General features: G+C 60.0%; 26 protein-coding genes and 1 pseudogene. 22 read left to right on the top strand and 5 right to left on the bottom strand.

All coding sequences use genetic code 11. The annotated features are described in order from the left end of the window. Window positions 1-60: 60 nt before the first annotated feature. Window positions 61-389, top strand: a pseudogene (locus IFT84_RS16705) (integrase core domain-containing protein); the annotation flags it as partial. Window positions 390-392: 3 nt separating this feature from the next. On the opposite strand, the gene IFT84_RS21640 reads toward IFT84_RS16705, so the two are convergent. The 4 genes from IFT84_RS21640 to IFT84_RS16690 form a co-directional block, all read right to left on the bottom strand. Beyond that, complete coding sequence (locus IFT84_RS21640; protein WP_274603615.1) at window positions 393-524, bottom strand: hypothetical protein; 132 nt, start codon at window positions 522-524, stop codon at window positions 393-395. 9 nt (window positions 525-533) lie between these two features. Then, window positions 534-1835: an alpha/beta fold hydrolase gene (locus IFT84_RS16700; protein WP_192121392.1), complete on the bottom strand. Its 1302-nt coding sequence runs from the start codon at window positions 1833-1835 to the stop codon at window positions 534-536. Window positions 1836-1911: 76 nt separating this feature from the next. Further along, window positions 1912-2889, bottom strand: a complete 978-nt coding sequence (locus IFT84_RS16695; RefSeq protein WP_192121390.1) for an alpha-ketoacid dehydrogenase subunit beta — start codon at window positions 2887-2889, stop codon at window positions 1912-1914. After that, window positions 2886-3860, bottom strand: coding sequence for a thiamine pyrophosphate-dependent dehydrogenase E1 component subunit alpha (locus IFT84_RS16690; protein ID WP_192121388.1), 975 nt, complete (start codon window positions 3858-3860; stop codon window positions 2886-2888). The genes IFT84_RS16695 and IFT84_RS16690 overlap by 4 nt, the downstream gene beginning before the upstream one ends. A 160-nt stretch (window positions 3861-4020) precedes the next feature. On the opposite strand from IFT84_RS16690, the gene IFT84_RS16685 reads away from it, so the two are divergent. The 10 genes from IFT84_RS16685 (at window position 4021) to IFT84_RS16640 (ending at window position 13596) form a co-directional block, all read left to right on the top strand. Beyond that, window positions 4021-4752, top strand: a complete 732-nt coding sequence (locus IFT84_RS16685; protein ID WP_192121386.1) for a GntR family transcriptional regulator — start codon at window positions 4021-4023, stop codon at window positions 4750-4752. Between the two features lie 126 nt (window positions 4753-4878). Beyond that, window positions 4879-6480 (top strand): FAD-dependent oxidoreductase, encoded by a 1602-nt coding sequence (locus IFT84_RS16680; RefSeq protein WP_192121384.1) that lies wholly within the window; start codon window positions 4879-4881, stop codon window positions 6478-6480. Between the two features lie 43 nt (window positions 6481-6523). Further along, window positions 6524-7060 carry a cupin domain-containing protein gene (locus IFT84_RS16675; protein ID WP_192121382.1) on the top strand — a complete coding sequence of 179 codons (537 nt, stop codon included), beginning with the start codon at window positions 6524-6526 and terminating at the stop codon, window positions 7058-7060. Between the two features lie 3 nt (window positions 7061-7063). After that, on the top strand, window positions 7064-7855 hold the full coding sequence (locus IFT84_RS16670; RefSeq protein WP_192121380.1) for an aspartate dehydrogenase domain-containing protein: 792 nt from the start codon (window positions 7064-7066) through the stop codon (window positions 7853-7855). Beyond that, window positions 7855-8661 (top strand): alpha/beta fold hydrolase, encoded by an 807-nt coding sequence (locus IFT84_RS16665; protein ID WP_192121378.1) that lies wholly within the window; start codon window positions 7855-7857, stop codon window positions 8659-8661. Before IFT84_RS16670 ends, IFT84_RS16665 begins: the two co-directional genes overlap by 1 nt. Further along, window positions 8648-10399 carry a cobalamin-dependent protein gene (locus IFT84_RS16660; protein ID WP_192121376.1) on the top strand — a complete coding sequence of 584 codons (1752 nt, stop codon included), beginning with the start codon at window positions 8648-8650 and terminating at the stop codon, window positions 10397-10399. Before IFT84_RS16665 ends, IFT84_RS16660 begins: the two co-directional genes overlap by 14 nt. A gap of 96 nt (window positions 10400-10495) precedes the next feature. Continuing rightward, the gene (locus IFT84_RS16655) at window positions 10496-10819 is read left to right on the top strand and encodes an NIPSNAP family protein (protein ID WP_192121374.1); all 324 of its coding nucleotides are present in this window, start codon (window positions 10496-10498) and stop codon (window positions 10817-10819) included. Window positions 10820-10977: 158 nt separating this feature from the next. Continuing rightward, entirely contained in the window at window positions 10978-11841 is an 864-nt protein-coding gene (locus IFT84_RS16650) for a hypothetical protein (protein ID WP_192121372.1), read from the top strand. Between the two features lie 4 nt (window positions 11842-11845). Then, window positions 11846-12784, top strand: a complete 939-nt coding sequence (locus tag IFT84_RS16645) for a 3-hydroxyacyl-CoA dehydrogenase NAD-binding domain-containing protein (protein WP_192121370.1) — start codon at window positions 11846-11848, stop codon at window positions 12782-12784. A gap of 56 nt (window positions 12785-12840) precedes the next feature. Beyond that, the gene (locus IFT84_RS16640; protein ID WP_192121368.1) at window positions 12841-13596 is read left to right on the top strand and encodes an SDR family oxidoreductase; all 756 of its coding nucleotides are present in this window, start codon (window positions 12841-12843) and stop codon (window positions 13594-13596) included. Here the strand turns inward: IFT84_RS16640 and IFT84_RS16635 are convergent. Beyond that, complete coding sequence (locus tag IFT84_RS16635; RefSeq protein WP_192121366.1) at window positions 13566-14333, bottom strand: pyrroline-5-carboxylate reductase family protein; 768 nt, start codon at window positions 14331-14333, stop codon at window positions 13566-13568. The two genes, IFT84_RS16640 and IFT84_RS16635, sit on opposite strands and share 31 nt — an antisense overlap. 132 nt (window positions 14334-14465) lie before the next feature. Here IFT84_RS16635 and IFT84_RS16630 point away from each other — a divergent pair, with 132 nt between their 5' ends. The 11 genes from IFT84_RS16630 (at window position 14466) to IFT84_RS16580 (ending at window position 25525) form a co-directional block, all read left to right on the top strand. Further along, window positions 14466-15272, top strand: coding sequence for an FCD domain-containing protein (locus IFT84_RS16630; protein WP_192121364.1), 807 nt, complete (start codon window positions 14466-14468; stop codon window positions 15270-15272). Between the two features lie 204 nt (window positions 15273-15476). Further along, window positions 15477-16586: a branched-chain amino acid ABC transporter substrate-binding protein gene (locus tag IFT84_RS16625; protein WP_192121362.1), complete on the top strand. Its 1110-nt coding sequence runs from the start codon at window positions 15477-15479 to the stop codon at window positions 16584-16586. Window positions 16587-16708: 122 nt separating this feature from the next. Further along, window positions 16709-17659 (top strand): branched-chain amino acid ABC transporter permease, encoded by a 951-nt coding sequence (locus IFT84_RS16620; protein ID WP_192121360.1) that lies wholly within the window; start codon window positions 16709-16711, stop codon window positions 17657-17659. Then, window positions 17659-18654 carry a branched-chain amino acid ABC transporter permease gene (locus tag IFT84_RS16615; protein ID WP_192121358.1) on the top strand — a complete coding sequence of 332 codons (996 nt, stop codon included), beginning with the start codon at window positions 17659-17661 and terminating at the stop codon, window positions 18652-18654. The genes IFT84_RS16620 and IFT84_RS16615 overlap by 1 nt, the downstream gene beginning before the upstream one ends. Then, window positions 18651-19481 carry an ABC transporter ATP-binding protein gene (locus tag IFT84_RS16610; protein WP_192121356.1) on the top strand — a complete coding sequence of 277 codons (831 nt, stop codon included), beginning with the start codon at window positions 18651-18653 and terminating at the stop codon, window positions 19479-19481. The genes IFT84_RS16615 and IFT84_RS16610 overlap by 4 nt, the downstream gene beginning before the upstream one ends. Next, window positions 19405-20154 carry an ABC transporter ATP-binding protein gene (locus IFT84_RS16605; RefSeq protein WP_197975585.1) on the top strand — a complete coding sequence of 250 codons (750 nt, stop codon included), beginning with the start codon at window positions 19405-19407 and terminating at the stop codon, window positions 20152-20154. Before IFT84_RS16610 ends, IFT84_RS16605 begins: the two co-directional genes overlap by 77 nt. Continuing rightward, window positions 20147-21436, top strand: coding sequence for an NAD(P)/FAD-dependent oxidoreductase (locus IFT84_RS16600; protein WP_192121354.1), 1290 nt, complete (start codon window positions 20147-20149; stop codon window positions 21434-21436). The genes IFT84_RS16605 and IFT84_RS16600 overlap by 8 nt, the downstream gene beginning before the upstream one ends. Window positions 21437-21680: 244 nt before the next feature. Beyond that, the gene (tauA, locus tag IFT84_RS16595) at window positions 21681-22691 is read left to right on the top strand and encodes a taurine ABC transporter substrate-binding protein (protein WP_192121352.1); all 1011 of its coding nucleotides are present in this window, start codon (window positions 21681-21683) and stop codon (window positions 22689-22691) included. A gap of 65 nt (window positions 22692-22756) precedes the next feature. Next, window positions 22757-23548, top strand: coding sequence for a taurine ABC transporter ATP-binding protein (locus IFT84_RS16590; RefSeq protein ID WP_192121350.1), 792 nt, complete (start codon window positions 22757-22759; stop codon window positions 23546-23548). Continuing rightward, window positions 23545-24399: an ABC transporter permease subunit gene (locus IFT84_RS16585; protein WP_192121348.1), complete on the top strand. Its 855-nt coding sequence runs from the start codon at window positions 23545-23547 to the stop codon at window positions 24397-24399. Before IFT84_RS16590 ends, IFT84_RS16585 begins: the two co-directional genes overlap by 4 nt. A 199-nt stretch (window positions 24400-24598) precedes the next feature. Continuing rightward, window positions 24599-25525, top strand: coding sequence for a LysR substrate-binding domain-containing protein (locus tag IFT84_RS16580; RefSeq protein ID WP_192121346.1), 927 nt, complete (start codon window positions 24599-24601; stop codon window positions 25523-25525). The last annotated feature ends 42 nt before the right edge of the window (window positions 25526-25567 follow it).

Genomic DNA, 25567 nt, shown 5'->3' with positions numbered 1-25567 from the left:
GAGACGACCAAGAACCGTCCTCGCCGTAGACGGTGACGTTACAAGTCATGCCGTTGACATAAGCGGTCTATAGGCACAAGCGCACCGATGCTGATCGCCATTGCCGCCAATGATCGTTGGTTGCTGGACTTTGTATTGGATCAATTGACCGATGGCTGCAGGTTTCGAATTTTGACGGTTGTCGACGGTTGTACCAGAGAAAGCTTGGCACTGGTCGCCGATACCTCGTATTCCGGTCTGCGTGTTGCTCGTGAATAAAACCAGATCATTGAGAGGCGTTGCAAGGCGATCCAGAACGCCTTCATCAAAGCTTCAATGGACGGCTGCGAGACGAACTCTTGAATGAAACTCTCTTCTCGTCACTGACTCATGCTCTATCAACGTTGAGTGGGCTAGGTCAGCGGCGCGTATTCCGGCGTCGGCCCCACCACGTGAACGGTCAGACCCGGTGTCTCCTGCAGCCAGCCGCGCATCATGGCAAAGCCCATAGATCCACAGCCGACGACAACGAGCATATGCGACATCAGAGGCGCTCAAACAGATTTGATCAGCGACCGGATGATGGCGCGTGAAATATCCGGGGCTTCGAGATGCGGGACATGGCCGACGCCTTCCAGCAGATGCAGGCCGATATGGCCCGGTGCCTGAAGCGCGTCATGCCAGTCCAGAATCCGGTCTTTGCGGCCCCAGACGATCCGCGTCGGGCATTCCAGCCGGTGCAGCGCCGACACGAGGTTGAAGCTCTGGGTCTGATCGGCAAACAGGGTTTTGCCCATATGCACCTGTGCCGACCTAAGCTCCGCCTGTGTCCGTGCTGCAAACGCCGCATTGACGAAGGCCGGATCAATCAGGCGTTGATCGGAAACCATGACTTTCAGCCAGGCTTCCAGACTTGCAGGCCGGGAGGCTGCGGCAATACCATCGATGAAGTCGCTGTTGATTTTGGGGCCAAGGCCCCCCGGCGCAAACAGGGTGAGCGATGCAATGCGGGGTGCGCGGGTGTCGGCCAGCGCCAGCGCCAGCGCACCACCCAGCGAATGGCCGATAACATGCGCACCCTCAAGATCAAGGGCGTCAAAGGCATCCCGCACGTCCTTGACCAGTGCGGTGAAATCCTTGATCTGGCGTTTGGGAGAGCTGCCATGGTTGGGCAAATCCATGCGGTAGACCGGGTGGTCCTTCGCCAACTGGCGATCCAGCGGATACCAGGAGGATGAATCGCTGGCAAAGCCGTGCAGAAAAAAGATTGGCGCCCCATCCGGTGGCCCGCTGCGGTGCACCTTCAACAGACCCCGTTCATCAGGCGGCAGGCCCATAGACAGGTTTGGCGCTTGCAGCGGCGCGGTCTGGTACGTGGCGCTGGCCACATCGCGCAGCTTGATGCGACCGGAGACGCTGGTGGGCGATACCGTGGCAAGGTCGATACCGGCCGCACGGGCGGCCCGCCGTGCGGCAGGGCTGGCGATGATCCGCCCACCCGCCGGGGTGCGCGGCGCTTGCTCCGTTGCAAGCGGAGCGACAGGGTATGGTTGAGGCGCGGAAGCCGCGTTCTCCGCCGCTTTTGCAGGCGCGTCACCATAGCTCACATCCGTCACGTCCTTGCCGATGAGGCAGAGAACGGCGGCAGCGGGAACTTCGCTTTCCGCGCTGGCAAAAATTGCGCTGATCACGCCTGTATCGGGCGCTTCCACGTCTACGGCGGCCTTGGCGGTTTCGATCGTCAGCAGCACATCGCCCTTATTGACGGCGTCGCCCACGCCGACCCGCCATTCCACGATGACGAGCGTTTCCATATATTCGCCAGCGACGGCACCTGCGGTTATCGGCGTTGCCATATTGGTCTCCGGCTCTCACTCTTGGTTTTGACGCATAATCGTGTCGATCCTCGTTTTACTCCGGTCGGATTATGCGTTAGGCGATAGCTTTTCTGGCCGCTGCGGCAATCTTGATGGCATTTGGCAAAACGGCCATTTCCAGCGGCTCGGAATAAGGAATGGCCATGTCCGGCATGGCAACGCGCTGGACGGGCGCATCCAGATCGTCGAAACAATATTCCATAATGGTGGCCGACAGCTCGGATGCGTAACCGCAGAAGGTCCACCCTTCATTGACCACGACAGCATGATGGGTTTTGGCGATGGACCGGCGAATGGATTCCAGATCCAGCGGGCGAAGCGTGCGCAGATCGATCACCTCGGCCTCGATCCCGTCCTGTGCCAGCAATTTGGCGGCATTCTCGGCTTCGATCACCATTTTGGACGATGCGAAGATAGAGACATGCCGACCCTCCAGCACGGTTCGCGCCTTGCCGATCGGCACCAGCACATCGTCGCCGTCCGGCACCTCGCCGCGCGTGTTGTAAAGCAGCTTGTGCTCCAGAAATACGACCGGCTGGCTATCGCGAATGGCCGATTTCAGCAGACCCTTGGCATCGGCAGGAGTTGCCGGGGCCACCACCTTGAGGCCGGGAATATGGCAGACCATGGCGTCCAAGCTTTTTGCGTGCTGGGCACCCGTGCCCACGCCGCCGCCGCCTTGCGTGCGCAAGACAAAGGGAATCTCAACCTGACCTTCCCAGAGATAGGTGAAAACGGAGGCCTGATTGACGAGCGCATCCAGTGTCAGCGGCAGAAAATCGGCATACATGATTTCAAGAATTGGACGCGTGCCGGACATGGCCGCCGTCACCGCCATGGCGGTCATCGCCTGTTCGGAAATCGGCGTGTCGCGCACGCGCGCATCGCCGAACTCGTCGCGCAACCCCTTGGAAACCTTGAACACGCCGCCATAGCGGCCAATATCCTCGCCAAACATGAACACGGTCGGGTCGCGCTGCATTTCCTCCCGCAGGGCGGCATTCAACGCTTCTGCATAGCGCATCAAGGTCATGGCGTGAACTCCGAATAGGCGGCCGAAGGGGCATGTGTTTCAAAGACAGGGAAGGGGTCCGACAAGGCAGTTTCAAACGCGGACGCAACCTCGGCACGGGCGGCAGCCTCAATAGCGGCAACCGTGTCGGCACCGACGAGCGCAACAAGTTTTTCAGCCGAGCGCTGGATCGGATCGCGGGCCAGCCAGGGTGCCATTTCCTCTTCCGATTGATAGCCGCCCATATCTGAGGTTGAAAACCCCTTGATACGGTAGGTTTTTGCCTCGATCAGCGAGGGGCCTTCGCCGCGGCGTGCCCGTTCACTCGCAAGCGCCACGGCACGATAGACGGCCTCGACATCGTTTCCATCAACAATTTCACCCGGCATGGCATAACCGGCGGCCCGGATGCTCAAATCCGCAACCGGGGATTGCACGTCGTGGCGCACGGTCAGCCCGTATTCATTGTTTTCCAGAACGAAGATGACCGGCAGTTTCCACAGGCCCGCCATGTTCATGGCCTCGTGGCAGATGCCGGTCTGGGCCGCGCCGTCGCCGAAGACAACCATGGCGACCCGGTCCTGCTTCAGAATCTGAATGGAAAGCGCCATGCCGGTGGCGGCAGGAATGCCCGCGCCCACAATGGCATTTCCGCCCAGCATGCCGGTGGTCACGTCCCCTAGCAGCATATGGCCGCCCCGGCCTTTGCAATAGCCGGTTTCCCGCCCAAAGATTTCGGCCACGATGCCGTGGGCTGTCAAACCCTTGCCCACATAAACGTGGTGGCCGCGATGGGTGGTGCAGACATAATCATCGGTGCGCAAGGCGGCGCAGGCCCCGACGCCCACAGCTTCCTGACCATCACACCGGTGGATCGGCCCGCGCGTCTTGCCCTCCTTGGCATAGACGCCCAGCACTTCCTCCAACTCGCGCGTCACCACCATTTTGTGATGCATATCCTTCAGTTCGTCCGTCGATGGCGTGTTTTTCATTTCAGCCTCACCCTCAATTTGTTATAACAAATATCAAATTGAGCATTGGTCTGCAACGCGTTTTTCATCGAGAACGTCACGGACCTCAGATGGTGGACTGCACGGGCCACCATTTCTCCTGTATACAACGACAGAGAACGGACGAGCGGCGAGAGGCAGAATGAACGAGAAAAAGGGGGCGGAGGGTTCGCTGGCCGGGGTAGACATGGCGCCGATTGGCCGGAGCGAAACTCTTGGCCAGCAGGTTCGCACGCAACTGGCCAGTGCCATCATGGCGGGCCGTTTTAAACCGGGCCAGAAACTGACGATCCGGGCCGTGGCGGCTGCGCTGGATGTCAGCCTGACACCGGCGCGGGAAGCGCTCTACAATCTCGCGGCCGAAGGCATTCTGGAAATGCGGTCCAACGGATCGGTGTATCTGCCGACACTGACGAGCGAACGCATTGTCGAACTGACGAAAATCCGCACCGCGCTGGAAGCGCTGGCGGCGCGGGAGGCGGCCTTGCGCATTACCGACGAGGATATAGCCCACATCTCCCGCATCAACGACCTGATGGTGGCGGCAAACGAGCGCAAGGATTATGCGTCTGTCATGGAACTGAACTGGGAGTTCCACTTTGCCATCTACCGTGCCAGCGGGATGAGCGAACTGGTGCGCATGATCGAAAAACGCTGGATGATGAACAGTTCATACTTGAACGTCATTTACCCGAGCTTCGGCCAGATGGATCAGGGGATCAACAACCATCACACCATGGTGCGCGCGCTGCATTCGCGCGATCCCGAGCGCCTCGCAAGTGCCGTCGTCATTGACATCAACTTCGCTGCCGATACGCTTCTGGATATGATCGAAGCACAGGGGACAGAACGCCGCCAAAAGGCGCAGCGGTAGGATTTGCCACGCTTTCCACACCGTAAAACCCACCTGTCAGATTTCACGTCATAAAAGTGTCGACACATACGTAGACAGATTTGCCAAGATCGTCCTATAGTGCTGAAAAATCGTGGGGACGAGCCAATGGACGCCTTTGATGTTGTCGTTATCGGAACCGGGTCTGCTGCCTGTTCGGCAGCCTTGCGCGCAGCAAGAGGTGGGCTCAAGGTTATCGCGCTGGAGAAAAGCGAGTGGCTGGGCGGCACCTCGGCCATGTCCGGCTCCGGCGTCTGGATACCGGCGAACCATATTGCGCTTGAGGCGGGGGTAACAGACAGCAAGGAGGATGCCATTGCGTATCTGCGGGCCGTACAGCCCGATGACTGGCATGAGGCGGAGGGCGCACGCCACCGCGCTTTTGTCGAGAATGCCCCGGCGATGCTGCGTTTCCTCTCGGACAATACGCCGATTGATTTTCGCCTGATCGATGAGCCGGACCCCTATGTGGAGGCTCCCGGCGGCAAGAAATATGGGCGAATGGTATCGCCCATGCCACTCAGCCGCAGGCTGGTGGGCAAGTACGCCAAGCGGATCCGGCGCTCCACCTTGCCGCATATTTTCACTTATCAGGAAAGTGTCGACCTCGACATCTACCATCATCCGGTGCGCGCCGGGCTGAAAGTGTGGCCGAAATTGCTGTGGCGGTGGCTGACCAACTCCGGTGGGCAGGGCACTGCACTGATGACCGGCCTGATCCGGGGTTGTCTCGATGCCGGTGTAACCTTTCGCCTGTCGACCCGCGCCGTCGCACTGGTGCAGGACGATGCCGGACGGGTGACGGCGGTGGAAACCGAACACAACGGCCAGCGCCAGACCATCACCGCCAAGCGGGGGGTCGTGATCGCGTCCGGGGGCTTTGAGTGGGACAAAGAGATGCGGGAAAAGCATTTTCCCGGCCCTCTGGACCGGATAGGCACCCCTTCGAGCAATGAAGGCGATGGCCAGAAGCTGGCGGCCTCCGTGGGTGCCCATCTCGAGCGGATGGATCAGGCCAATGTCTATGTCTGCCTGCCCACCCGCTACGAGGGCAAGCGGTATGGTCTGCCGATCAACTTCCTCTACGAGCCGCATTCCATCGTCGTCAATCGCCATGCAGAACGCTTCATCAGTGAGGCGACCTTCAACATCGGCGAGGCACTGGACGCGCGCGACGCTGACGGCGCGCCGGTTCATTTGCCGTGCTATCTGGTCGGGGACCATCGGTTCCTGCAATCCTCGCCAGCGTTTCGCTGGTATGCCTCCTATGAGCGCGACTGGGTGAAGAAAGCCGACACGATTGAAGAGCTTGCCGCGTTGCTCAGCCTTCCCGCCCAAAAGCTGAAGGACTCGATTGCCCGCTGGAACGCCCTGTGCGCCAAAGGCCGTGACGAAGATTTTCACCGCGGCGAACCGGCATGGGAGCAGAAGAAGGACGGCGGCGTGGCGCGCCTGTACCCGATTGACAAGCCCCCCTATGTAGGCCTGTCCGTCAATCGCTCGATCATCGGCACCAAGGGCGGTGCACGCACCAATGCCTCCGGGCAGGTGCTGCGCGAAGATGGCTCCATCGTGTCCGGTCTCTATGCAGCCGGGCTTGCCATGGCAAACCCGATTGGAACGCGGGCGGTCGGTGCGGGAACAACGCTCGGTCCCAACCTGACCTGGGGTTACATTTCGGCAGAAACGATTTTGAGACAGAACCAGTAGAGCGGGTTTACTTTCCGCCAGCGGTAACAAGGAAAGAAGCACCATGACGAACGACAGTCCTCACACACAGGCCCATGGCGTTTATATCGGCGGGCCGGAGACACGCGAAAGCTATTGGCAGCCGGTTCCGGCCAACGGTCATGTGGATGTGGCGCTGGCCCCCCACATTGTCGGCATGGAAAATCCGTTCGGCATGGGCACGCAGTCGGTCGCCCCCGGCGGCTATGTGCGCGAGCATACGCATGACCGCAATGAAGAGGCGGTGTATGTGATCGAAGGTCATGGCCGCGCCGTCATCGACGGGACGGAGTACCCGATGGGGCCTGACAGCGCCATTTTCCTTCCGCGCAACGTGCGCCATATGTTTATCAATGATGGCGAGACGACGCTTCGCTGGGTCTGGCTGATCGTCCCGAACGGGCTGGAGGATTTTTTCCGGCTGATCGGCAAGCCACGCAAGGCCGGAGACCGTGTTCCCTCCAATTTTCCCCGGCCAGACAATGTTCTGGAGATCGAGCGGCAAACCGTCTTCGGAACCGACTTGCCGGATAAATTCGACCCGACGAGCCAAGGCGGCTGACCCATGACGCGGCGAGACCCTGCCATTGTCGGGCTGATCGGCTACGGTGCGCTGGCGCGTGAGACTGTCGCTGCCCTGAAAGACGAGACTGTCTCCTGGGTGGTTCTGCTGCGTGACATGTCCCGCACATCTGTGCCGGATGGGATGACGGTGGTCACGTCTGCGCAGGAGATGGCCACCTGTCGCCCCTTGGTGGTGATCGAGGCAGCCGGACAGGCCAGCGTTGCGGCCTACGTGCCCGCGCTGCTGCGTTCAGGTATCCCCGTTATTGTCGCATCCATCGGCGCACTGGCTGATGAGACGATAGAAGCAGACATCGCCCGTGCCACGGCCTCGTCTACCACGCGCATCATCATTCCCTCGGGGGCTATTGGCGGCCTGGATTATCTCGCCGCCGTGGCTCCGCTTGAGGACACGCGCGTGCGGTATATCCAGCGCAAGCCCGTGGCGGCATGGCAGGCGGAACTCACCGCACTCGGCCTGTCTCGGCCCGATGCACCGGTCGTGCTGTTTGAGGGCTCGCCGCGCGCGGCCGCGCAGCGCTACCCGAAAAACCTGAATGCCGCCTATGCGGCCACGCTCACGGCTAGTCCTGCGCTTGTTACCGTGGTCGTCATCGCCGATCCCGCCATCGACACCAATATCCATGAGCTTGAGATCGAAAGCGCTGCCGGAACCGCTCAGTTCCGCTTTGCCAATGCGGCTTCTGCCGACAATCCCAAGACGTCGGCGATGACGGCACACAGCCTCGCAGCCGCTATCCGCACGGTTCTGGCCGGAAAGGCAGGGCTGTAATGGCGCTCTATACCGCCGACGACGGATGCCGGATTTATTATGATGTGTACGGCCAGCATGGCCCGGCACTGGTGCTGATACCGGGTCTGGGCGGCGACGGGCGCTTCTGGCGCGGCGTGGTCGATGTGCTTCAGGACGACTTCGTTCTGATCGTGGTGGATCACCGCGGCGCCGGGCGCAGTGATCGCCCAACCGGCACCTATTCCATTGGCCGCATCGCTGCCGATGTTGCAGGCATCGTTCGGTTGCACAATCGCGCCGTCCATGTCGTTGGTCATTCCACCGGAGGCGCGGTTGCACAGACATTGGCGCTCGACCATCCCGATATCGGCTTGAGCTACACGATCAGCAGTTCCTGGGCGCGGGCGGATGAGCGCTTCCGCAACCTGTTTCTGGCCCGCATTGACCTCATCGAAAAGGGGTTGACGGAAGCCTATCAACGTCTGACCCATGTGCTCGGCCATGAGGAAATCTTTCTGACGCAACAGGCTGAACAGTTGTCCGAGGCGGTCGCCAAGGCGGCCGTCGCGCTGAAGCCTTTGCCTGTGACAGCGGCGCGGTTGAGAATGCTGCTCGATCATGACCGGCTGGAGGATCTGAAGCGGTTGCATGCGCCTGTCCATGTGATTGCGGCGAACCAGGATATTCTGACCCCGCCCGCTCTGTCCGCTGCCATTGCGGATGCGGTTGCCGGCGCCCGGTTCACGCGGCTTGAAGGCGCGCATTTTCATCCGCTGGCACGGCCTCAGCCGTTTGCCGATACTGTCAGGCGCTTTGTGGAGGAGATTGGCCATGATGAGGATTGATGCAGGTGCCGCGCTGACTGATCCGCGTTTGACCCCGGGGCAGGACCTGCTGGCGGCTGGCCGTGCGATGAAGCGCGATTGGCATCTGGGCAATTGTCTGTTTCTGGCAGAAAAGGGCGTGTCCAGCGAGGCGGAGTGGAAACGGATGTCTGCGGCGCAAGGCCGGGTGATGCAACATGCCCATATCGGCTTTCGCGACGTTGGCCGCACGGTCGAGGCAATTCGCACCGTACACGGACAATGCGCCCAAAGCGGTGTGACCGTGGACCGTTTTGGCATCACGCTCGACTGGTCGATGGGCTATCCGCTGGCCATGCGGGACAAAGCCTCGCGCGGGACGGGAATCGTGCTGCGCGGACCGGAGGATTTTGCCCGCATTACGAACGCTGCGCCTGCCGCCGCGCATTTCGGTGACTTTATGCTGGGCTTGCCGGGGGCGGTGGAAAACACCTGCGGTGCGCTGGCCGCCGGGGCAACCGCGATCGGCAATCTCGGCCAATACTTCACCTTCCGTCTGCCCTACTGGGACGATGATGTAAAAACGACGGAAGCGACGGTCACCGCACTTGGCCTGATCGCCGCGCAGGACGAGACGATTCTCGTCCATTCGAATCTGGACGACGGGTTTGCGGGCTTGTTCATCGACATGGCCTGTGCACTCGGCATGGTGATTATCGAAAAGCATATCATCGAAACCCTCATCGGTGCGCGGGTCTCGCACTGCTATGGCCACCATTTCAGCGATCCCCTGTCGCGCGCCGCATTCCATGCGGCGCTGGTTCGCGTCAGCGATACGCCGGGCACGATGATCTTCGGCAACACGGTGGCCTATCAATCAACCCCTGCTGCCAATTATGCCAGTCTGGCCAGCTATCTTCTGGCGGATATTCTGTCGCTTGGCCGGTGGCCCGCAGGCCATGCCATCAATCCGGTGCCGGTCACCGAAAATCAGCGTATTCCCGATATCGACGAGATCATCGATGCGCAGACCTTCGCCCATCGCTTAGCATCCCACGCGCCGTTCTACGCGCCCGTTCTGGATTGGGCAAAAATCGAAGCCATGGCCGATGTGCTGGTGAAGGGCGGAAAGCGGTTCGCGGCTTGCGTGCTGACGGGGCTGGCAGAGCGCGGCGTGGATACGCAGGACTGCGCCGCCACCATGCTGGCGATCCGGCGGATGGGGCCGAAAACCATGGAAACGCTGTACGGACCCGGACCGCAAACACCACGGGGACGCCAGCCGCTGATCCATGCGGAATGGGCGCGCGAGCTTAATCACAAGGCAGCCGACTGGGTCGCCAGACAGTCGCCTTTGCAAAGCCCGGACAAACCGAGGGTCTGCATCGGCACCACGGATGTGCACGAGCACGGCAAATATCTCGTTGAGCAGGCGCTTGAGGGGCTGGGGGCCGAGGTCGTGGATGCCGGTGTTGCAATCGATCCGGAAACGCTGGTGATGGCTGCGAAAGCCAGCGGGGCGACGGTTATTGCTGTCAGCACCTATAACGGCGTAGCGCTTTCCTACGCCAAAGCGGTGAAAGCGGTGATGACTGCGCAGGGGCTCGATCTGCCCTTGCTCATCGGTGGCCGGCTGAACGAAATTCCTGCGGATTCCAATTCCGGCCTGCCCGTGGACGTGCGCAGTGACATTGTGGCACTGGGATGCCGCCCCTGCGCCGATCTGGATGAAATGCTGGCAGCCCTGCGCAGCGCTATTCAACGCGAAAAGGTTTCATAGCTCCACTGTCAGAAAACAAATTTCCTGACGCCCTTGTAAGTGTCGACACTTTTGTATTGGATTATGACTGCAACTGAGAAACGGAAGGACAGGACAATGATTTTCGACCATCGGACCTACACTGCCAAGCCGAATATGCTTCCCAGCTTCCTGAAATTGTATGAGGACATTGGTTTGCCCATGCAGCGGCACTATCTGGGCGAGCCTTTTGGCTTCTTCCAGACCCATATCGGCGATCTCTCCCGCACCGTGCATTTGTGGAAATATGACAGCCTTGCCGACAGGGAGGCGCGACGCGACCGTATGGAGGCCGATCCGGAATGGCAGGGCTATCGCCGTACCGTCATCGAGACCGATTATCTGCTGGACATGCGAAACCAGATCCTGAAGCCGGTGTCGTTCTTCAATCCGGAACGTTGAATTCATCCCGGCGAACAGGTGTTCACCGGGATTAAACTCGCCTTTTTCCACGCACTGCCCGGACGGTGAACCGCTCCGCACTTTTACTGGAAATGCTCATGACTGCGCGCATTGTCCGGGCGTAAAACCGCTTCGCACTTTTACTGGAAATGCTTAAGATGCATCTTGTTTTTTCTGCCGATGGGCAAAGCTGGCCCATTCAGTTGACGGGACCTGCAGAGCGCACGCGCAGTGCGCTTCTGCGCAGCCTTCCGCTGCAACTTCAGTTGCATACGCCCAAGATTGCTGGCAGTCACATCTACTGGCACGCGCCCTTTGTCGAGGATGTGGAGGGCGCAACCGATGTGCTGGATGCGCCCGCAGGGGCCTTCCTGTACTGGCCCGTGCGCCAGTTTCTGGAAATCACCTTTGCGCCCTTGCAGGCTGAGACAGCGCAAGTCACGCTGCTCGGCAAGCTCGACGCACCGATCGAGGGCATCACCGCGCTGGCCGCCAAACTCAAGGGCGAGCAGGGTCAGCGCACGCTGTGCGGGCAACTGTCCCTGGAGGGGCAGGCACCGGAGCGATCTGAACCTCAGCCGGTTCTGCCCGACGACATTGTCGCGGCCCGCCAGGCGCTGTGGGCGGCCTGCCCAGCCGATATTTCGAAGCTTACGGCATCGCGCGCCATCATGCACCCGGCGGGGCCGGTCTTTGCTGCCGAAGGGGAAGCGCGTGTGTTGCACGAGTTTCTGTGGTGGGTGCGCGCGGCACGCGGAAAGCAGGATGAGGCTGCGCTCCGGGTTGCGGCGGCACTGGCGCTGAATAAGACCGCGACACGCCTGCGCGATTTCTGCCACATGGACCAGACCCCGGCTTTGCTGTTCCGGCTGGAAGACGCCATGCACGAGCCGCTCGATTTCCGGGCGGTGGTAGACGAGGCCATCATCGTTGCCGGTCGCATCGGTGCGTGGATAGATCTGCTGATTCCGTGGAATGACCTGAACACGGCATTTCGAACCGCTGTCGATGGAAAAGGATAAGGCTATGGATCGCACAACAATCGGCCCTGTCGCGGTTGTCGGGATTGTCGGCTTCGGCGTCATCGGCCAGCGCTGGGCGGCTGCCTTTGCCCATGCGGGGCATACCGTGCATGCCTACGACCCTGACCCGGCCAGCGAAGCGGCGTTTCAGGCCGCGTCAGTGCAACTGACTGCCGATCTCGATGCGCTGTTTCCCGGTGTCACGCCGGGACCCATCCGGTTTTTTTCCGACATGGGAGACGCTCTGGCCGATGTCGACTTCGTGCAGGAAAACGGCCCCGAGGATATCGGCCTGAAGCGCGAGCTTCTGTGCGAGATCGAACGGCATGTGGCCGCCGATGTCGTCATCGCGTCGTCATCATCGGCCCTTCTGGTGTCCGACATGCAGAGCGCGTGCCGCTTTCCCGCCCGCATCGTGCTGGGTCATCCCTTCAACCCCGTGCATCTGATGCCGCTGGTTGAGATTGTCGGGGGAGCAAAGACAGAGCCGTCCGCGCTGGAAACCGCGCGCCATCTCTATGAGACCATGGGCAAGAAGCCTGTTGTCATGAACCGCGAGATCACCGGTCATCTGGCATTGCGGCTGATGGGGGCCATGTGGCGGGAGGCCGTTGCCCTTGTGCGCGATGGCGTCGCCTCGGTCGAGGATGTCGACCGTGCCTTTATCTACGGTCCGGGTCCGAAATGGACGCTGCAAGGGGCGTTCATTTCCAACCAACTGAATGCCAGCGGTATGGAAGACTTTCTGACGAAATATGGACCGACCTATCAGGCCATCTGGGACACACTTTCGGACGCAACGCTCGACGCGCCAACGGTTGCCGCCGTTACCGCCTCCACCGCCGCAGCCGTTGGAACCCGCACTCAGAACCAGCTTAAGGACGAACGTGATGCCGGACTGGTGGCGATTTTGCAAACCATCCGCCAGCACGGCGCATTGTGAACCAGAGCATGTCGGTTTAACGCGAAAATGCTCTCCATTCAGCAAAGGGTGATTTCATGAAATACCGCACGGCACTCGTTACGGGTGGCTCAAAGGGAATCGGTGCCGCCATTGCTGAAGGACTGGTTGAGGAGGGACTGACGGTCTACGCCCTCGGCCGCCACGCGGACGCGCTCGACGCGCTGGCGGAAAGGCTCGGCCCCCGGCTGAAACCGCTGGTGGCCGATGTGCGCGACCACGCGCAGATCCATCACGCGCTGGCATCGGTCGATATTGATATTCTGGTCAACAATGCCGGAGGTCTGGCGACGGTCAAACCGCTCTACGAGCAAACGGCAGAGGAGACGAGCGAGGTCATCGCGCTGAACCTGACCGCGCCGCTGCACCTTATTCGCCTGCTGGCACCGGGTATGATTGCGCGTCGCTGCGGCCACATCTTCAATCTGACCACCACCGCCGCGTCTTCCGTGTTTCCCGGCACCACCGCCTATGCCGCTGCCAAAGCCGGATTATCGCAAGCGGGCCGGGTTCTGCGCTACGATCTCGCCGGAACCGGCGTTCGGTTGACCGAGATTGCGCCCGGACGGGTGGAGACAGAGTTTTACACGCAAGCGTTCGACGGTGATGTAAAAAACCTGCGGGAAAAGATGTACACGCATCAGCGGCCGTTGCAGCCCGCCGATATCGCCTCCGTTCTGCTTGCAGCCCTCAAGCTTCCCGATCATGCAGATATCGCCGAGCTGATCCTGTCACCCAGCGAGCAGGCAACCGGCAGCTATGTCTACCCGCCAGCACCCGACGCGGGCTCCTGAAGCCGCGCCAGTACCGCTTCACAAGCCTTCGTCCACACTGCGGGCTGTTGACCAGCATTGAGAACGGTGAGACCGAGTTCCGTAATGCCGCCCGGCGTAACCAGTTCGGTCAACATATCGTCCATCGGCTCATCCCGCTCGGCAATCAAGCGGCCTGCGGCGACGAATGTCTGCGCCACCAGTTGGCGTGTCATGGCCGCATCCGTGCCCTGCGCCACGCACCACTCCACACTCTGGCGAATGAGCGTCTGCGCCCAGCCGTAGATGGCGGCGTTAACGGTGGCGATTTCGAACTCCGTCTCACTACGCAAGGCCAGGGCAGGCCCGAGCTTTTCGATGAGTTGGCGGGCTTGTCCGATATCGGGAAAGAACACGGTGGGGCTGGCAGCGATCTCCGCGGCGGTCAACGGCATGGCGCGCACCAGCCGCGCCGGTGCGACGGGGAGGCTTGCAAGCGGGACGCCTGCGCACACCGAAATCACCACCTGATCATCACGCCAGGGCTGAACGGATACCGCACGGGCCGCATCCTGTGGCCGAACAGCCAGAACAATCGTATCACACCGGCGCACCAGTTCCGCATTACTCTCGGCAACGTCTATACCGTAAAGGCTGGAAAGCTGTGATGCGCGTCCACGCGGCGAGAGCAGAAGGGTGTGCGCAGGCACCCCGGCGCGCATGAGCCCGGCAACGAGAGCTGACGCCAGATGCCCGACGCCCAAAAAACCAACAGTCATGTAAACCTCTCCTCCAACCTTCTATACTTTTGTTTTACCGCATTGACCGAAGCCGAAGCGATCCCGCTTCGACTGGACATGCTCTGGGTGTTGCAAACGCGCTCAACTTCGTAAACAAGGATGCACAAACAGGTGTCGACAATACACGTCGATGCGCCGGACGGGTCTGCCATGAACGAACAAAGCTTTTTTACCGCCACTGACGACGCCCCAACAGACGGCGATACCGAAACCCGTCGCTCTGCCGATAGCAGCGAACGCGCGTACAATACGATTCGCAAGCTTCTGGTTGAGTTCAAATTGAAGCCGGAGGAGCGAATCAACGAGGTTCAACTGGCGAAAACCTTCGGTGTTTCCCGAACGCCGATTCGCGAAGCCTTGAACCGGCTTGCATCCGAAGGGTTCGTTTCGCTGACGCCAAACCGTGGTTTTTTCGTTCGCAGTCTCAGCACAGAAGGGTTGATCGATCTGTATGAACTGCGGTCGATCATCGAATGCGCTGCCTTTCGCCTGATGTGCGAGCGCGCGGAGGACGACCAGATCGAGCGCCTCAGGCTCTACTGGAGCGCCATCGTCGATGGCTATCGCGAGCAGCCTGCCGATACAATTCTGGCCGAAGACGAAGGATTTCACCTGCTGATTGCCGAACTTTCGGGCAATCCGGAGCTTATTAATCAACTGGCGGCCATTAATGCCCGAATCCGGTTCATCCGGCGCATACAAATCGAGCACCGCAGTCACGATCTCAGTCAGGTGGCCTCGCATTCGGCCATCGTCGATGCGGCGATCGCTCGTGACGCGGAGGGTGGAATGCGTTTGTTGCGTCAGCATATTGAGTTGACAGTCTCCGCTACGCAGCAGGCGCTTAAAGACGCGCTGCTGAAGGTTTATTCGCCTCCGGTGGCCGATACCAAGCGCGCCAGACGGCGCGCTGTCTGATTCTGGAACCCCCGCAAGCCCGCTGGTCGCGCCCGCAATCGGCCGTCTGCCGCACAGCAGCATGGTTTTGATTACGCCATCGATAAATTGAACGCAATAGTGTCGACACTTTCTTGACAGCCTTGTCTTTGTCTGGTTCCATGGGTCATCGGCAAGAGACCGGAACGGCCTACCGACCGCGATTGGATAGAAAAGGGGAACACAATGAAGTTCATCGCATCGCTGGCGCTGGGCGCAGCAGTTATTGCCGCACCGGCTGCGGCCAGAGATATCACCATTGGTCTGGCAGGGCCGATTTCAGGCCCTCAGGCGTTTTTCGGGACAACCTGGCACAACGGTTTCAAGCTCTATATCGACAAGCTGAATGCCGCTGGCGGTGTCAACGGCGTGACCGTGAAAATCCAGCAGGAGGATGACCAGGCCGACCCGCGCCAGGGCACGCTTGTGGCGCAGAAATTCTGTGACAATGACGACGTACTGCTCGGTATCGTCAATTTCAATTCCGGTGTGGCCCAGTCGACGCTGCCCATCTATGAGGATTGCTCGTTTCCGACCATGACCTTTGGATCGAACCCTTCGCTCACGCAGCAGGGCTACAAATTCATGGTGCGTCCGGTTGCCAACGATTTTGCCGGTGCATTGCTACCCGCAGAATACGCCTTGCAGAAACTGTCTGCCAAAACTGCTGTCATCGTCAACGACAAGCAGGTTTTCGGTCAGGGCATTTCAGAGATCTTCGGCAAGAATTTCACCGAAGGTGGCGGCAAGGTTCTTGATACGCTTTCGGTATCGCCCACAGACGTGGATTTCTCCGCTGTGCTGGCACAGGTCAAGACGAAGAATCCGGATGTCATCTATCTCGGCGCTGTCATGCCTCAGCTCGCCCTGTTTGCCAAGCAACTGCACGAACAAGGCGTGAAAGCAACGCTTCTCATTCCCGACGGTGGCTATACGCCCGATCTCATCGCGCAGGCCGGTGAGGCCAATGTGCAGGGTACGCTGGTTGCCATTCAGGCACCGCCAACCGACGCGTCGCCTGCCATTGCCGAATTTGCGAAAGCTTACAAGGACAAATACGGTCAGGAACCCGGCCCCTATTCCATCTATGGTTATGTTCAGGGCCAGTTGCTGGAATCGGTCCTGAAATCCACAAAGGACCTGACGCGCGAAGACATGAACGACGCGCTGCACGCCGTGAAGGCCGATACGGCCATCGGCACGCTGGAATTTGATGACGTGGGTGAACTGAAGGTCGCACCCTCCTACCTTTACCGGGTGGAAGGCGACAAGTTCGTGCTTGCGGGTTCCAAATAGGGCTGAGATGCTCCCGGCACCCCCTTGGGGGTGCCGCTGCCATCGCGCGGCTGCGGTTCATGGTGTCATGACGGCCGCGCATCCTATCCATGCCCCAAGGGCGTATACGGACAGGGTCCACAATGCTTGGAACTATCATCCAACAGGTTTTCAACGCCCTGACCATCGGCTCGATCTATGCCCTGATCGCGCTCGGTTATACGATGGTCTACGGTGTGCTTCGCATGATCAACTTCGCCCATGGCGAAATGTTCATGCTGGGCGCTTATGCTGCTTTTGTTATTCTGACGCTGCTGATTGGCGATATCGGCAATGCCGGTGTCGTCATTCTCGCGCTGGTGTTTTTTGCTGCCGTCATCGTGGTCGGTCTGATCGGGGTCGGGGTGGAGCGTCTGGCCTACAAGCCTTTGCGCCATTCCAACCGGCTTGCGCCCATGCTGTCGTCGCTCGGGGTGTCGCTGTCGCTGGTCACAGCGGTGCAGATTGTCGCCGGTCCGCAACCCATCGGCTTTCCAAGCTTTTTTCCATCCACCCGCTTCGACGTTCTGGGCGGTACGGTAACCTCGGTGCAGATCGGCATTCTGATCGCCGCCCTTGTCTTGATGGTTGCCCTCTACACACTGGTTAACCGAAGCCGTGCGGGCATTATCGTGCGCGCCGTGTCTGAAAGTCGGCCGACGGCGCAGCTGCTGGGCATCAATGTCAATCTCGCCATTTCGCTCGTGTTCTTCGCAGGGCCGGTTCTGGGTGCGGCGGGCGGCATTCTCTACGCCAGCTACTACGGTATCATGTCGCCGACGATGGGCGCCGTCATCGGGCTGAAGGCGTTTACCGCCGCTATTCTCGGCGGCATCGGCTCCATTCCCGGTGCCATGCTCGGTGCCTTCATTCTGGCATTTGTGGAGGTCGCGGGCACCGCCCTGCTTCCAGCGCTGACCGGTGGCTTGCTTGGCACCGAGTATCGCGACGTTCTGGCCTTCGCCATTCTCATCCTTGTTCTGCTCGTTCGCCCCGCCGGCATTCTCGGCGAGCCGGTGTCGGAGGAGAGCATGGTGTATAAGAGGGAATTCTGATGTCCTCTATCGATACTTCCGTTCCGGTGTCGACCGGTGGCAGTAAGGTTCTGGCCTGGCTGGTGGTTCTGGCGGCGCTTGCCCTTCTCGTCGCCACACCGTTTCTGCCCAACTACTATGTTCGGGTCGTCAATGGTCTGCTGATCTATATTCTGCTCGGCATTGGCCTCAACATTGTCGTGGGCTATGCCGGTCTGCTCGATCTTGGCTTCGTCGCCTTCTATGCGGTCGGCGCCTATACCTATGCATTGCTGGCCAGTCCCCAGCTCGACCTTCACCTGCCATTCCTGCTGATTGTCGTCATCGCCGCCGGTCTGGGTTTGATGGCCGGTATTCTGCTCGGCATTCCCGTTTTGAAGCTGCGGGGTGATTATCTGGCAATTGTCACGCTTGGTTTCGGCGAGATCATCCGCATCATCGTCAACAATGTCGACTGGCTGACGGGCGGTCCCAAGGGCATTGCCCGGCTGGACAAGGCGTCTGTCGCTGGCATCGAACTGGCAAGGCCAGTGGAGATATACTGGCTCCTGCTTGTCTGTGTCGTCGTCATCGGCACGCTCGTCTGGCGTATGGAACGGTCTATTTTGGGAAAGGCGTGGGCCGCCATCCGCGAAGATCAGGATGCGGCCCGCGGTATCGGCATCAACACCACGGTGGCCAAGCTGACCGCGTTTGCGACCTCAGCCATGATTGGTTCGATTGCAGGCGTCATTTTCGCGGCCTCGCAGCGCTTCGTCAGCCCTGAAAGCTTCGCGTTGCAGGAATCGGTGTTGATCGTTCTGATGATCGTCGTGGGCGGTATCGGCAACATTCTGGGGGTTATCGTCGGCGCGGCCATCCTCATTCTCATGCCGGAGGTGCTGCGTGAATTTGCCGAGTGGCGCGTGCTGTTCCTTGGCCTGTTGATGATCGTGCTGATCATCCTGCGACCGGGGGGAATGATACCGCGCACATTCGGACCGGACAAACTCATCCGGAGGCTGTTTTCACGATGACGCTGACATTCCAGAATTTGAGAAAGCACTATGGCAGCAATGTCGCCATCGATGACGTGTCCACGTCTTTTGCCCCCGGCCTGATCCATGGCATTATTGGCCCGAACGGGGCTGGTAAATCCACGCTGATCAACATGACGGCTGGCTCCTACACCGTGTCCTCAGGTGCTATCCATCTGGATGGGTCCAATCTTTGCGGTCTTCAGAAATTTGAGGTTGCCAATCAGGGCGTTGCCCGGACCTACCAGAACATTCGTTTGTTCGACCAGATGACGGTGCTGGAAAATCTGGAGGTCTGCTACTATCCGCAGGCCGTTGGGCAGGCGTGGAAGGAAATTCTGTGGCCGCCGTTTGCCACGGAGCGTGAAGCGCGCCGCCGCGCTGCCTGTATGGAGCTTCTGTCTTTTTTCAATCTGCAGGGCTACGCGGAGGCTGAAGCCGGAAGCCTTCCCTATGGTCGCCAGCGGATGCTGGAAATAGCCCGCGCACTGGTAACCAATCCGCGTGTGCTGCTGCTAGATGAGCCCGCCGCCGGGTTGAACCACCATGAAACAGCCGAACTGACCAGCCGGCTTGCGGCTCTCAAGTCCCCCGAAAGGGTGATGATCATTGTGGAGCATGACATGGATCTGGTCATGTCGCTCTGCGACCGCATCGTCGTGATGCATCACGGCAAACTGCTTTTTGAGGGAACGCCCGCTGAGGTGCAGGCCAGTACCGACGTTCAAACCGCCTATCTGGGAACAGCCAATGACATCGACGACATCAAGGCCGCTGCTGAAGATCGCCGGGCTCAGCTCGGGATACGGGCGCGTCGGCGTTCTTAAGACGATCGATCTCGAAATCGACGAACACGAGATCGTCGTGGTGCTGGGGCCGAACGGCGCAGGCAAGACCACGCTCCTCAACTCCATTTCCGGTGTCGCGCGCCCCACATCCGGCACGATCCTGTTTGACGGCAACGACATCACCGGGGCACGCCCGGAACAGGTGGTGCGCATGGGCCTTGCCCATTGCCCGGAGGGACGCCAGATCTTCCAGCGTCTGACGGTGGAGGAGAACCTTGTTGCGGCCCATGTGGGCCGGGCAGGCAAAAGCTTCGAGGCGCTGCGCAGCGACGTCTTCGACCTGTTTCCCATTCTGAAAGAGCGTCGCAACGGCATGGCAAGCCGCATGTCGGGCGGTCAGCAGCAGATGCTGGCGATTGGGCGCGCGCTGATGGCCGAGCCGAGACTGCTGATGCTGGATGAGCCATCGCTCGGGCTGGCCCCCAAGATCGTCCAGCAGATTTTTCACATTGTGCTGGACCTGTCCAAATCCGGCATTTCGATCCTGCTGGTGGAGCAGAATGTCCAACTGGCGCTGGAGTGCGGCGACTACGCCTATCTGCTGAACAACGGCACCGTGAGACTGCACGGCCCTGCGCAGGAGCTGGCCGAGCACGCAGCCATCAGCGAGCATTTTCTCGGCGGCGCATCGGAGACCTTGCTTCATGGTTAACGATGACTGGAAAACCCCGCATCTCTGGCGCAAGACGGCAGCGCAGCGCAAAACCGCACCCCGCCTTGCCGGGGACCTCAAAACGGATGTTCTCGTGGTCGGCGGTGGCTTCACCGGCATGGCCGCCGCACTTGGTGCGCGCGACAGTGGCGCGAACGTCATCATGCTGGAAGGCAACGAGATCGGCTCGGCGTCCTCCGGGCGCAACAATGGTCTGGTGATCTCCCACCATTCCAAGGCATCGCCGTCCGAGTTCGAGGCAGTGTATGGCCGCACCGTTGGTGGCCGGTACAACTGCATGGTTGCCGACGCAGCGGGTGTGGCCTTCGGGCTGATGCAGCGGTTCGGGATCGATGCGCATCAGGTGCAAAACGGATGGATACAGCCTGCCCATACGGACACGACCCTGAAACGTGCCCGGCAGTTTTACGAGGAATGGCAAGCGTTTGGCGCGGCGGTGTCCTGGCTTGATCGCGATGCGGTGTCCACGCGCATCGGTAGCCCCTATCTTGGCGGCTGGATGGTGGAAAACTCCGGCCACATTAATCCGTTTGCCCTGACAATCGGCCTGGCGCACGCCTTGGAGCAGGAAGGTGCGACCATATTTGAGAACACGCGGGCCCTGCGGATCGAGAAAACGGATGCTGGCTGGCGGGTGCATAGCGAGGCGGGAAGCGTGACCGCCGACGAGGTGGTCCTGGCAACCAATGCCTTGAGCGGCGACCTGTGGCCGGGACTGAAGCGAACCCTGATCCCATTCCGGGTGTTTCAGGCGGCAACCGAGCCCTTGTCGGAGGAGGTGCGTGCTCAGATCCTCATCGGCAACCCGGCTGTGTCCGACATGCGCAACGATCTCCGGTATTTCCATTATGACCGGGATTATCGGTTGGTAAGCGGTGCCACCCATACACTGTGGCACAACGAGGCGGACCGGGGGCGTGCCAAGGTGGAACGCTTGCTCCGCAAGGCATTTCCCGCATTGCGGACGCCTTTGACCGTGCAGGAATACTGGCATGGAACATTTGCCATCGTTCCCGACCGCCGTCCGCGCCTGTACCGGCTGGCGCCCGGCCTTGTCTTCGGCGGGGTCTATTCCGGTCGCGGTGTGGCGCTGTCTTTGTCACTGGGCCAGGAGATTGGCCGCTGGGTCGCGGGCCGCCGGATGGACGGCGATATGCCTCTGCCTGTAACCGATATGCAGCCCATACGGTTTCATGGGATAACCGCAGGCCTCGCCAACCGGATGCACCCTGTGCATCGGCTGCTGGACCGCGGGAAATAGTCCGGCACAACGGCAATGCGGATCGTCCTGATACGCGCGGCCTTGCAGGAAACCGGCGGCATGAAAAAATCTCGATATCCGCGCGCGAAGTCGGAAAGCTTTGCGTCCCTCGCCAAAACAACAAAGTCTATCTCCCAACCCCTCAAAATTAAGAGATTTGTTGCTGTTTGAGAAATCGGCTTTCCGCCTATTCTTCAACGGTGGAAACAACGGGGGGCCGGTGATATCCGGCCAGAGGGATACAATGACTTTTAAAGCAATTTTGGGTGCGGCAGTGTTCGGCCTGTCCAGCCTGTCGGCTGTTGTGGCGGTCAGTGCTGCCGATAAGAAGGTGGTTGTGGCCTATCAGACCGATGCGCTTCCCTCCTCGGTCGCCATCGCCAACGGAGAATTTGCCAAGGTTACCGGCTACGACATCGATTTTCGTAAGTTCAATTCCGGCGCAGAAATCTTTGCCGCTATTGCGTCCGGCGACGTGCAGATCGGTTATGTCGGCTCCAGCCCGTTTGCTGCCGCGACATCGCGCGGTCTCGACGTCAAGGCGTTCTACCTGTCGTCCATCTCCGGCATCGACGAGGCGCTGGTTGTGCGCAATGGCTCCGGCATCAACAGTCTCGGTGATCTTAAGGGCAAGAAGCTGGCCGCAGCACCCGTTTCGACTGATCACTATCAGTTGCTGGCGCTGATCAAGGCACAGGGCCTTAGCGAACGGGACGTACAGGTTTTCGCCATTCCACAACCTGAAATCGTAGCCGGGTTCAACCGGGGCGATATTGATGGTGGCTTTGTCTGGGATCCGGCCCTGACCGAACTGAAAAAAAATGGCAAGGTGCTGATCACCTCCAAGGAGGTTGCAGAAAAAGGCTCGCCAACATTTTCGGCCTGGGTTGCCGCTGCCAAGTTCAGCGACGAGAACCCGGAATTTCTGAAGCAATACGCAGGCGTTATCAACACATACTACGCTTCATTTGCGAAGGAGAAGTCGGCCTGGGGACCGGACAGCGACAATGCCAAGGCATTGGCCAAGCTTCTTGGCGGCACAGCGGAACAGCAGGCTTCGGCGCTCACCAATCTCAACCTGCTGACGCCGGACGTACAGGCCTCGGCCAGTTGGCTGGGCGGCGGCGAGGCCTCAGGGGCTGCCAAGATCCTGAAAGATACGGCGCAGTTCTTGAAAGATCAGGGCAAAATTACCGAAGTGCTGCCAAGCTACGCCGCCTTCGTTACGGCGGATGCACTGACCGCTGCCAAGTAAGTGAGAGAAGCGGAAGCGTCTGCCCACGTGTTAACGGCAGGCGCTTCAACCCCTGAAAGCGGATTATGCTGACAATAGATCATGCAAGTGTTACCTTCAAAACGGATGATGGCCGTACCGTCCATGCGCTGGATCGTGTCTCGCTCGACATTCCCGATAGCGGATTTGTCGTGGCGCTTGGGGCGTCTGGCTGCGGAAAATCAACCCTGCTGAATGCCATTGCCGGGTTTCTGCCGCTGTCCAGCGGGACGATTGCGCTCAATGGCCGACCGGTCGCAGAGCCGGGCGCCGACCGGGGGGTCGTGTTCCAGAAAGACACGCTGTTGCCGTGGAAAAACGTCATCGACAACGTCGCGCTCGGTTTAAAATTTTCCGGCGTATCGCGGGCGGAGCAGACCAGGCGATGCGAAGACCTGCTGGACGTCGTGGGCCTCAGCGATTTTGCCCGGGCGTTTCCCTATGAACTGTCGGGCGGGATGCGGCAGCGCGTGGGAATTGCCCGTGCACTGGCCGCCGATCCCGATACGCTGCTGATGGACGAGCCATTCGGTGCGCTGGACAGCCTGACGCGCGAGCAGATGCAGGAGTTTCTCGTGTCGGTCTGGGCCAGAACAGGAAAACGGGTCTTCTTTATCACCCATTCGGTGGAGGAAGCGTTGTTCCTCGGCACGCATGTGATCGTGATGTCGCCACGGCCGGGGCGGATCGTCGCCCGGTTCGATCTGGATTTCGTGCGCCGCTTTGCGCAAACCGGTGATTCCCGGGCCATCAAGACCTCGGCAGAATTCAACAGCCTGCGCGAGGAAATCCGCGCGCTGCTGCATGGGGCCCATGAGTTGAGGAGTGTGACACAATGAGTGAGATCAGCCAGCCCTCAACGGTCGTAACAGCGCTGCCGGAGGCAGGGCCGAAGATTGTCGCAATGCGGGGCTTTGGCATCAGTGGCCGCCCCACGCTGTTGATCAGCCTTGCCACTGCCATCGCCATTGTCTGCCTGTGGTGGGCGGTAACGCGGCTGGGCGTCGTGCCGCGCCTGTTTCTGCCAACCCCGCAGGACGTGCTGACGCAATTTGGCGCGATTGCGCGCGATGGGTATGCAGGCGCGTCGCTCGGAGAACATATCTATGCCAGCCTGTTTCGCATTCTGACGGCAGCCGGATTTGCGATTGTGGTTGCCATTCCGGTGGGCCTGTTGATGGGCCTCAGCCGGTGGGCCAAGGGCATTCTTGATGTGCCCATCGAATTCTACTGGCCGCTACCGCCGCTTGCCTATCTGCCGCTGATGATCATCTGGCTGGGCATTGGCGAGACCTCAAAAATCACCCTCCTGATCCTGGCCATGTTTGCGCCCATCTGTCTGTCCGCGCAGGCAGGAGTGAAGGCGCTGCCGATTGAACGGGTCAATGCGGCACGCTCACTGGGTGCCAGCCGGTTGCAACTGTTCTTTCACATCGTATTGCCGACGGCGCTGCCCGAGATACTGACCGGCGTTCGCATCGCGCTTGGTGTTGGCTGGAGCACGCTTGTGGCGGCCGAACTGATCGCTTCCAATCGCGGCATCGGCTACATGATCATGTCGGCATCGCAGTTTCTGGCAACGGATGTGGTGTTTGTCGGCATTGCACTGATCGCCGTCTGCGCCTTTGCCTTCGGTGCCGCCGTCAAGCTGGTCGAAGCCCTGCTTGTGCCGTGGAAGGGGCGGACGTAGATTTCCACGTAAAGCGGGATCGCTTGACCGTTCGGACAATGCGACAAAACAAGAGGTTAGAGCATTCGGTGATGCGGACCTTTGCCTCCACAATGTATGACAAAGCCAGTGTTAAAGCGGTCGGTTCGCTTTACAGTCAGTCCGGCGAGGGTTACGCCCTGCCGTGACGGTACACGCCAGATGACAGGCTGAAGATACATTGGCTAGCATTCGAAATTTGCCACTGCCGACCTTGAGAACCTTCGAGGCAGCGGCGCGCCACCAGAGTTTTACCAAGGCAGCGAGTGAGCTCAACCTGACCGACAGTGCCGTCAGCCATCAGATCCGGCGGCTGGAGGAGTCGCTCGGTTGCAGCTTGTTCATCAAGTCTGGCCGAGGCGTGGTGCTGACGGATGCCGGGCGGGTTTTTGCCAAAACGGTCACGTCCGCCATGCAGGATATTCTGGCCAGCGCTCTTCGCCTGACAGATGCCGAGCAGGTGCAGGGTCGCCTCGATATCGCCTGTCCACCCATGTTCGCCAATACGTGGCTGGCGAAAAACCTCTACGACTTCTGTGAAGACCATTCCGCCATCGAATGTCATGTCCGGCTTGTCGAAAACCAGCGCGTTCATGAATTGACCGACATTGACGTCGGCATCTCCTTCGGTTCGGGCGGCTGGGCGGATCGATGGTCCACGCTGCTGGCGCATGTCAACATCGGGCCCATGTGCAGCCCACTGCTGTTCGAGCGGTTGGGTCGGACAATTTCACAACTGTCAGATCTCAAGGCCGCGACCCTGTTGCACTGGGATGACGGTTCGGAATGGCGTCGCTGGTTTAACGAAGCCGGGGCTTCGAACTACGATCAACACACCCGTCATCTGTATTGCAGCGATCTGGGCATGGCCATTGATCTGGCGGTACACGGCACAGGGGTGGCCCTGGTCAGCGATACCCTGTCTTCCAGCGACCTTAAACGGGGAATACTCATCAAGCCCTTCTCCTTTTCCATCGATGCGTTTGGTGGCTGGCATGTCAGTTGCAACACGGCCAGCATCAATCGTCCGGGGGTTCGGCTGTTTCTGCACTGGCTGTTGGCCAGTTTTGGCCGGGAAGCATCATGGGATACGCTCCCCTCATCGTGAATTGATGTGCGTTCAACCTTGACCGTAGCGAAATCACCGCGA

The sequence above is a fragment of the Rhizobium sp. CFBP 8762 genome, assembly GCF_014841565.1.
Classification (GTDB): Bacteria; Pseudomonadota; Alphaproteobacteria; order Rhizobiales; family Rhizobiaceae; genus CFBP-8762.
This window is presented reverse-complemented; position numbering and strand designations above follow the sequence as displayed.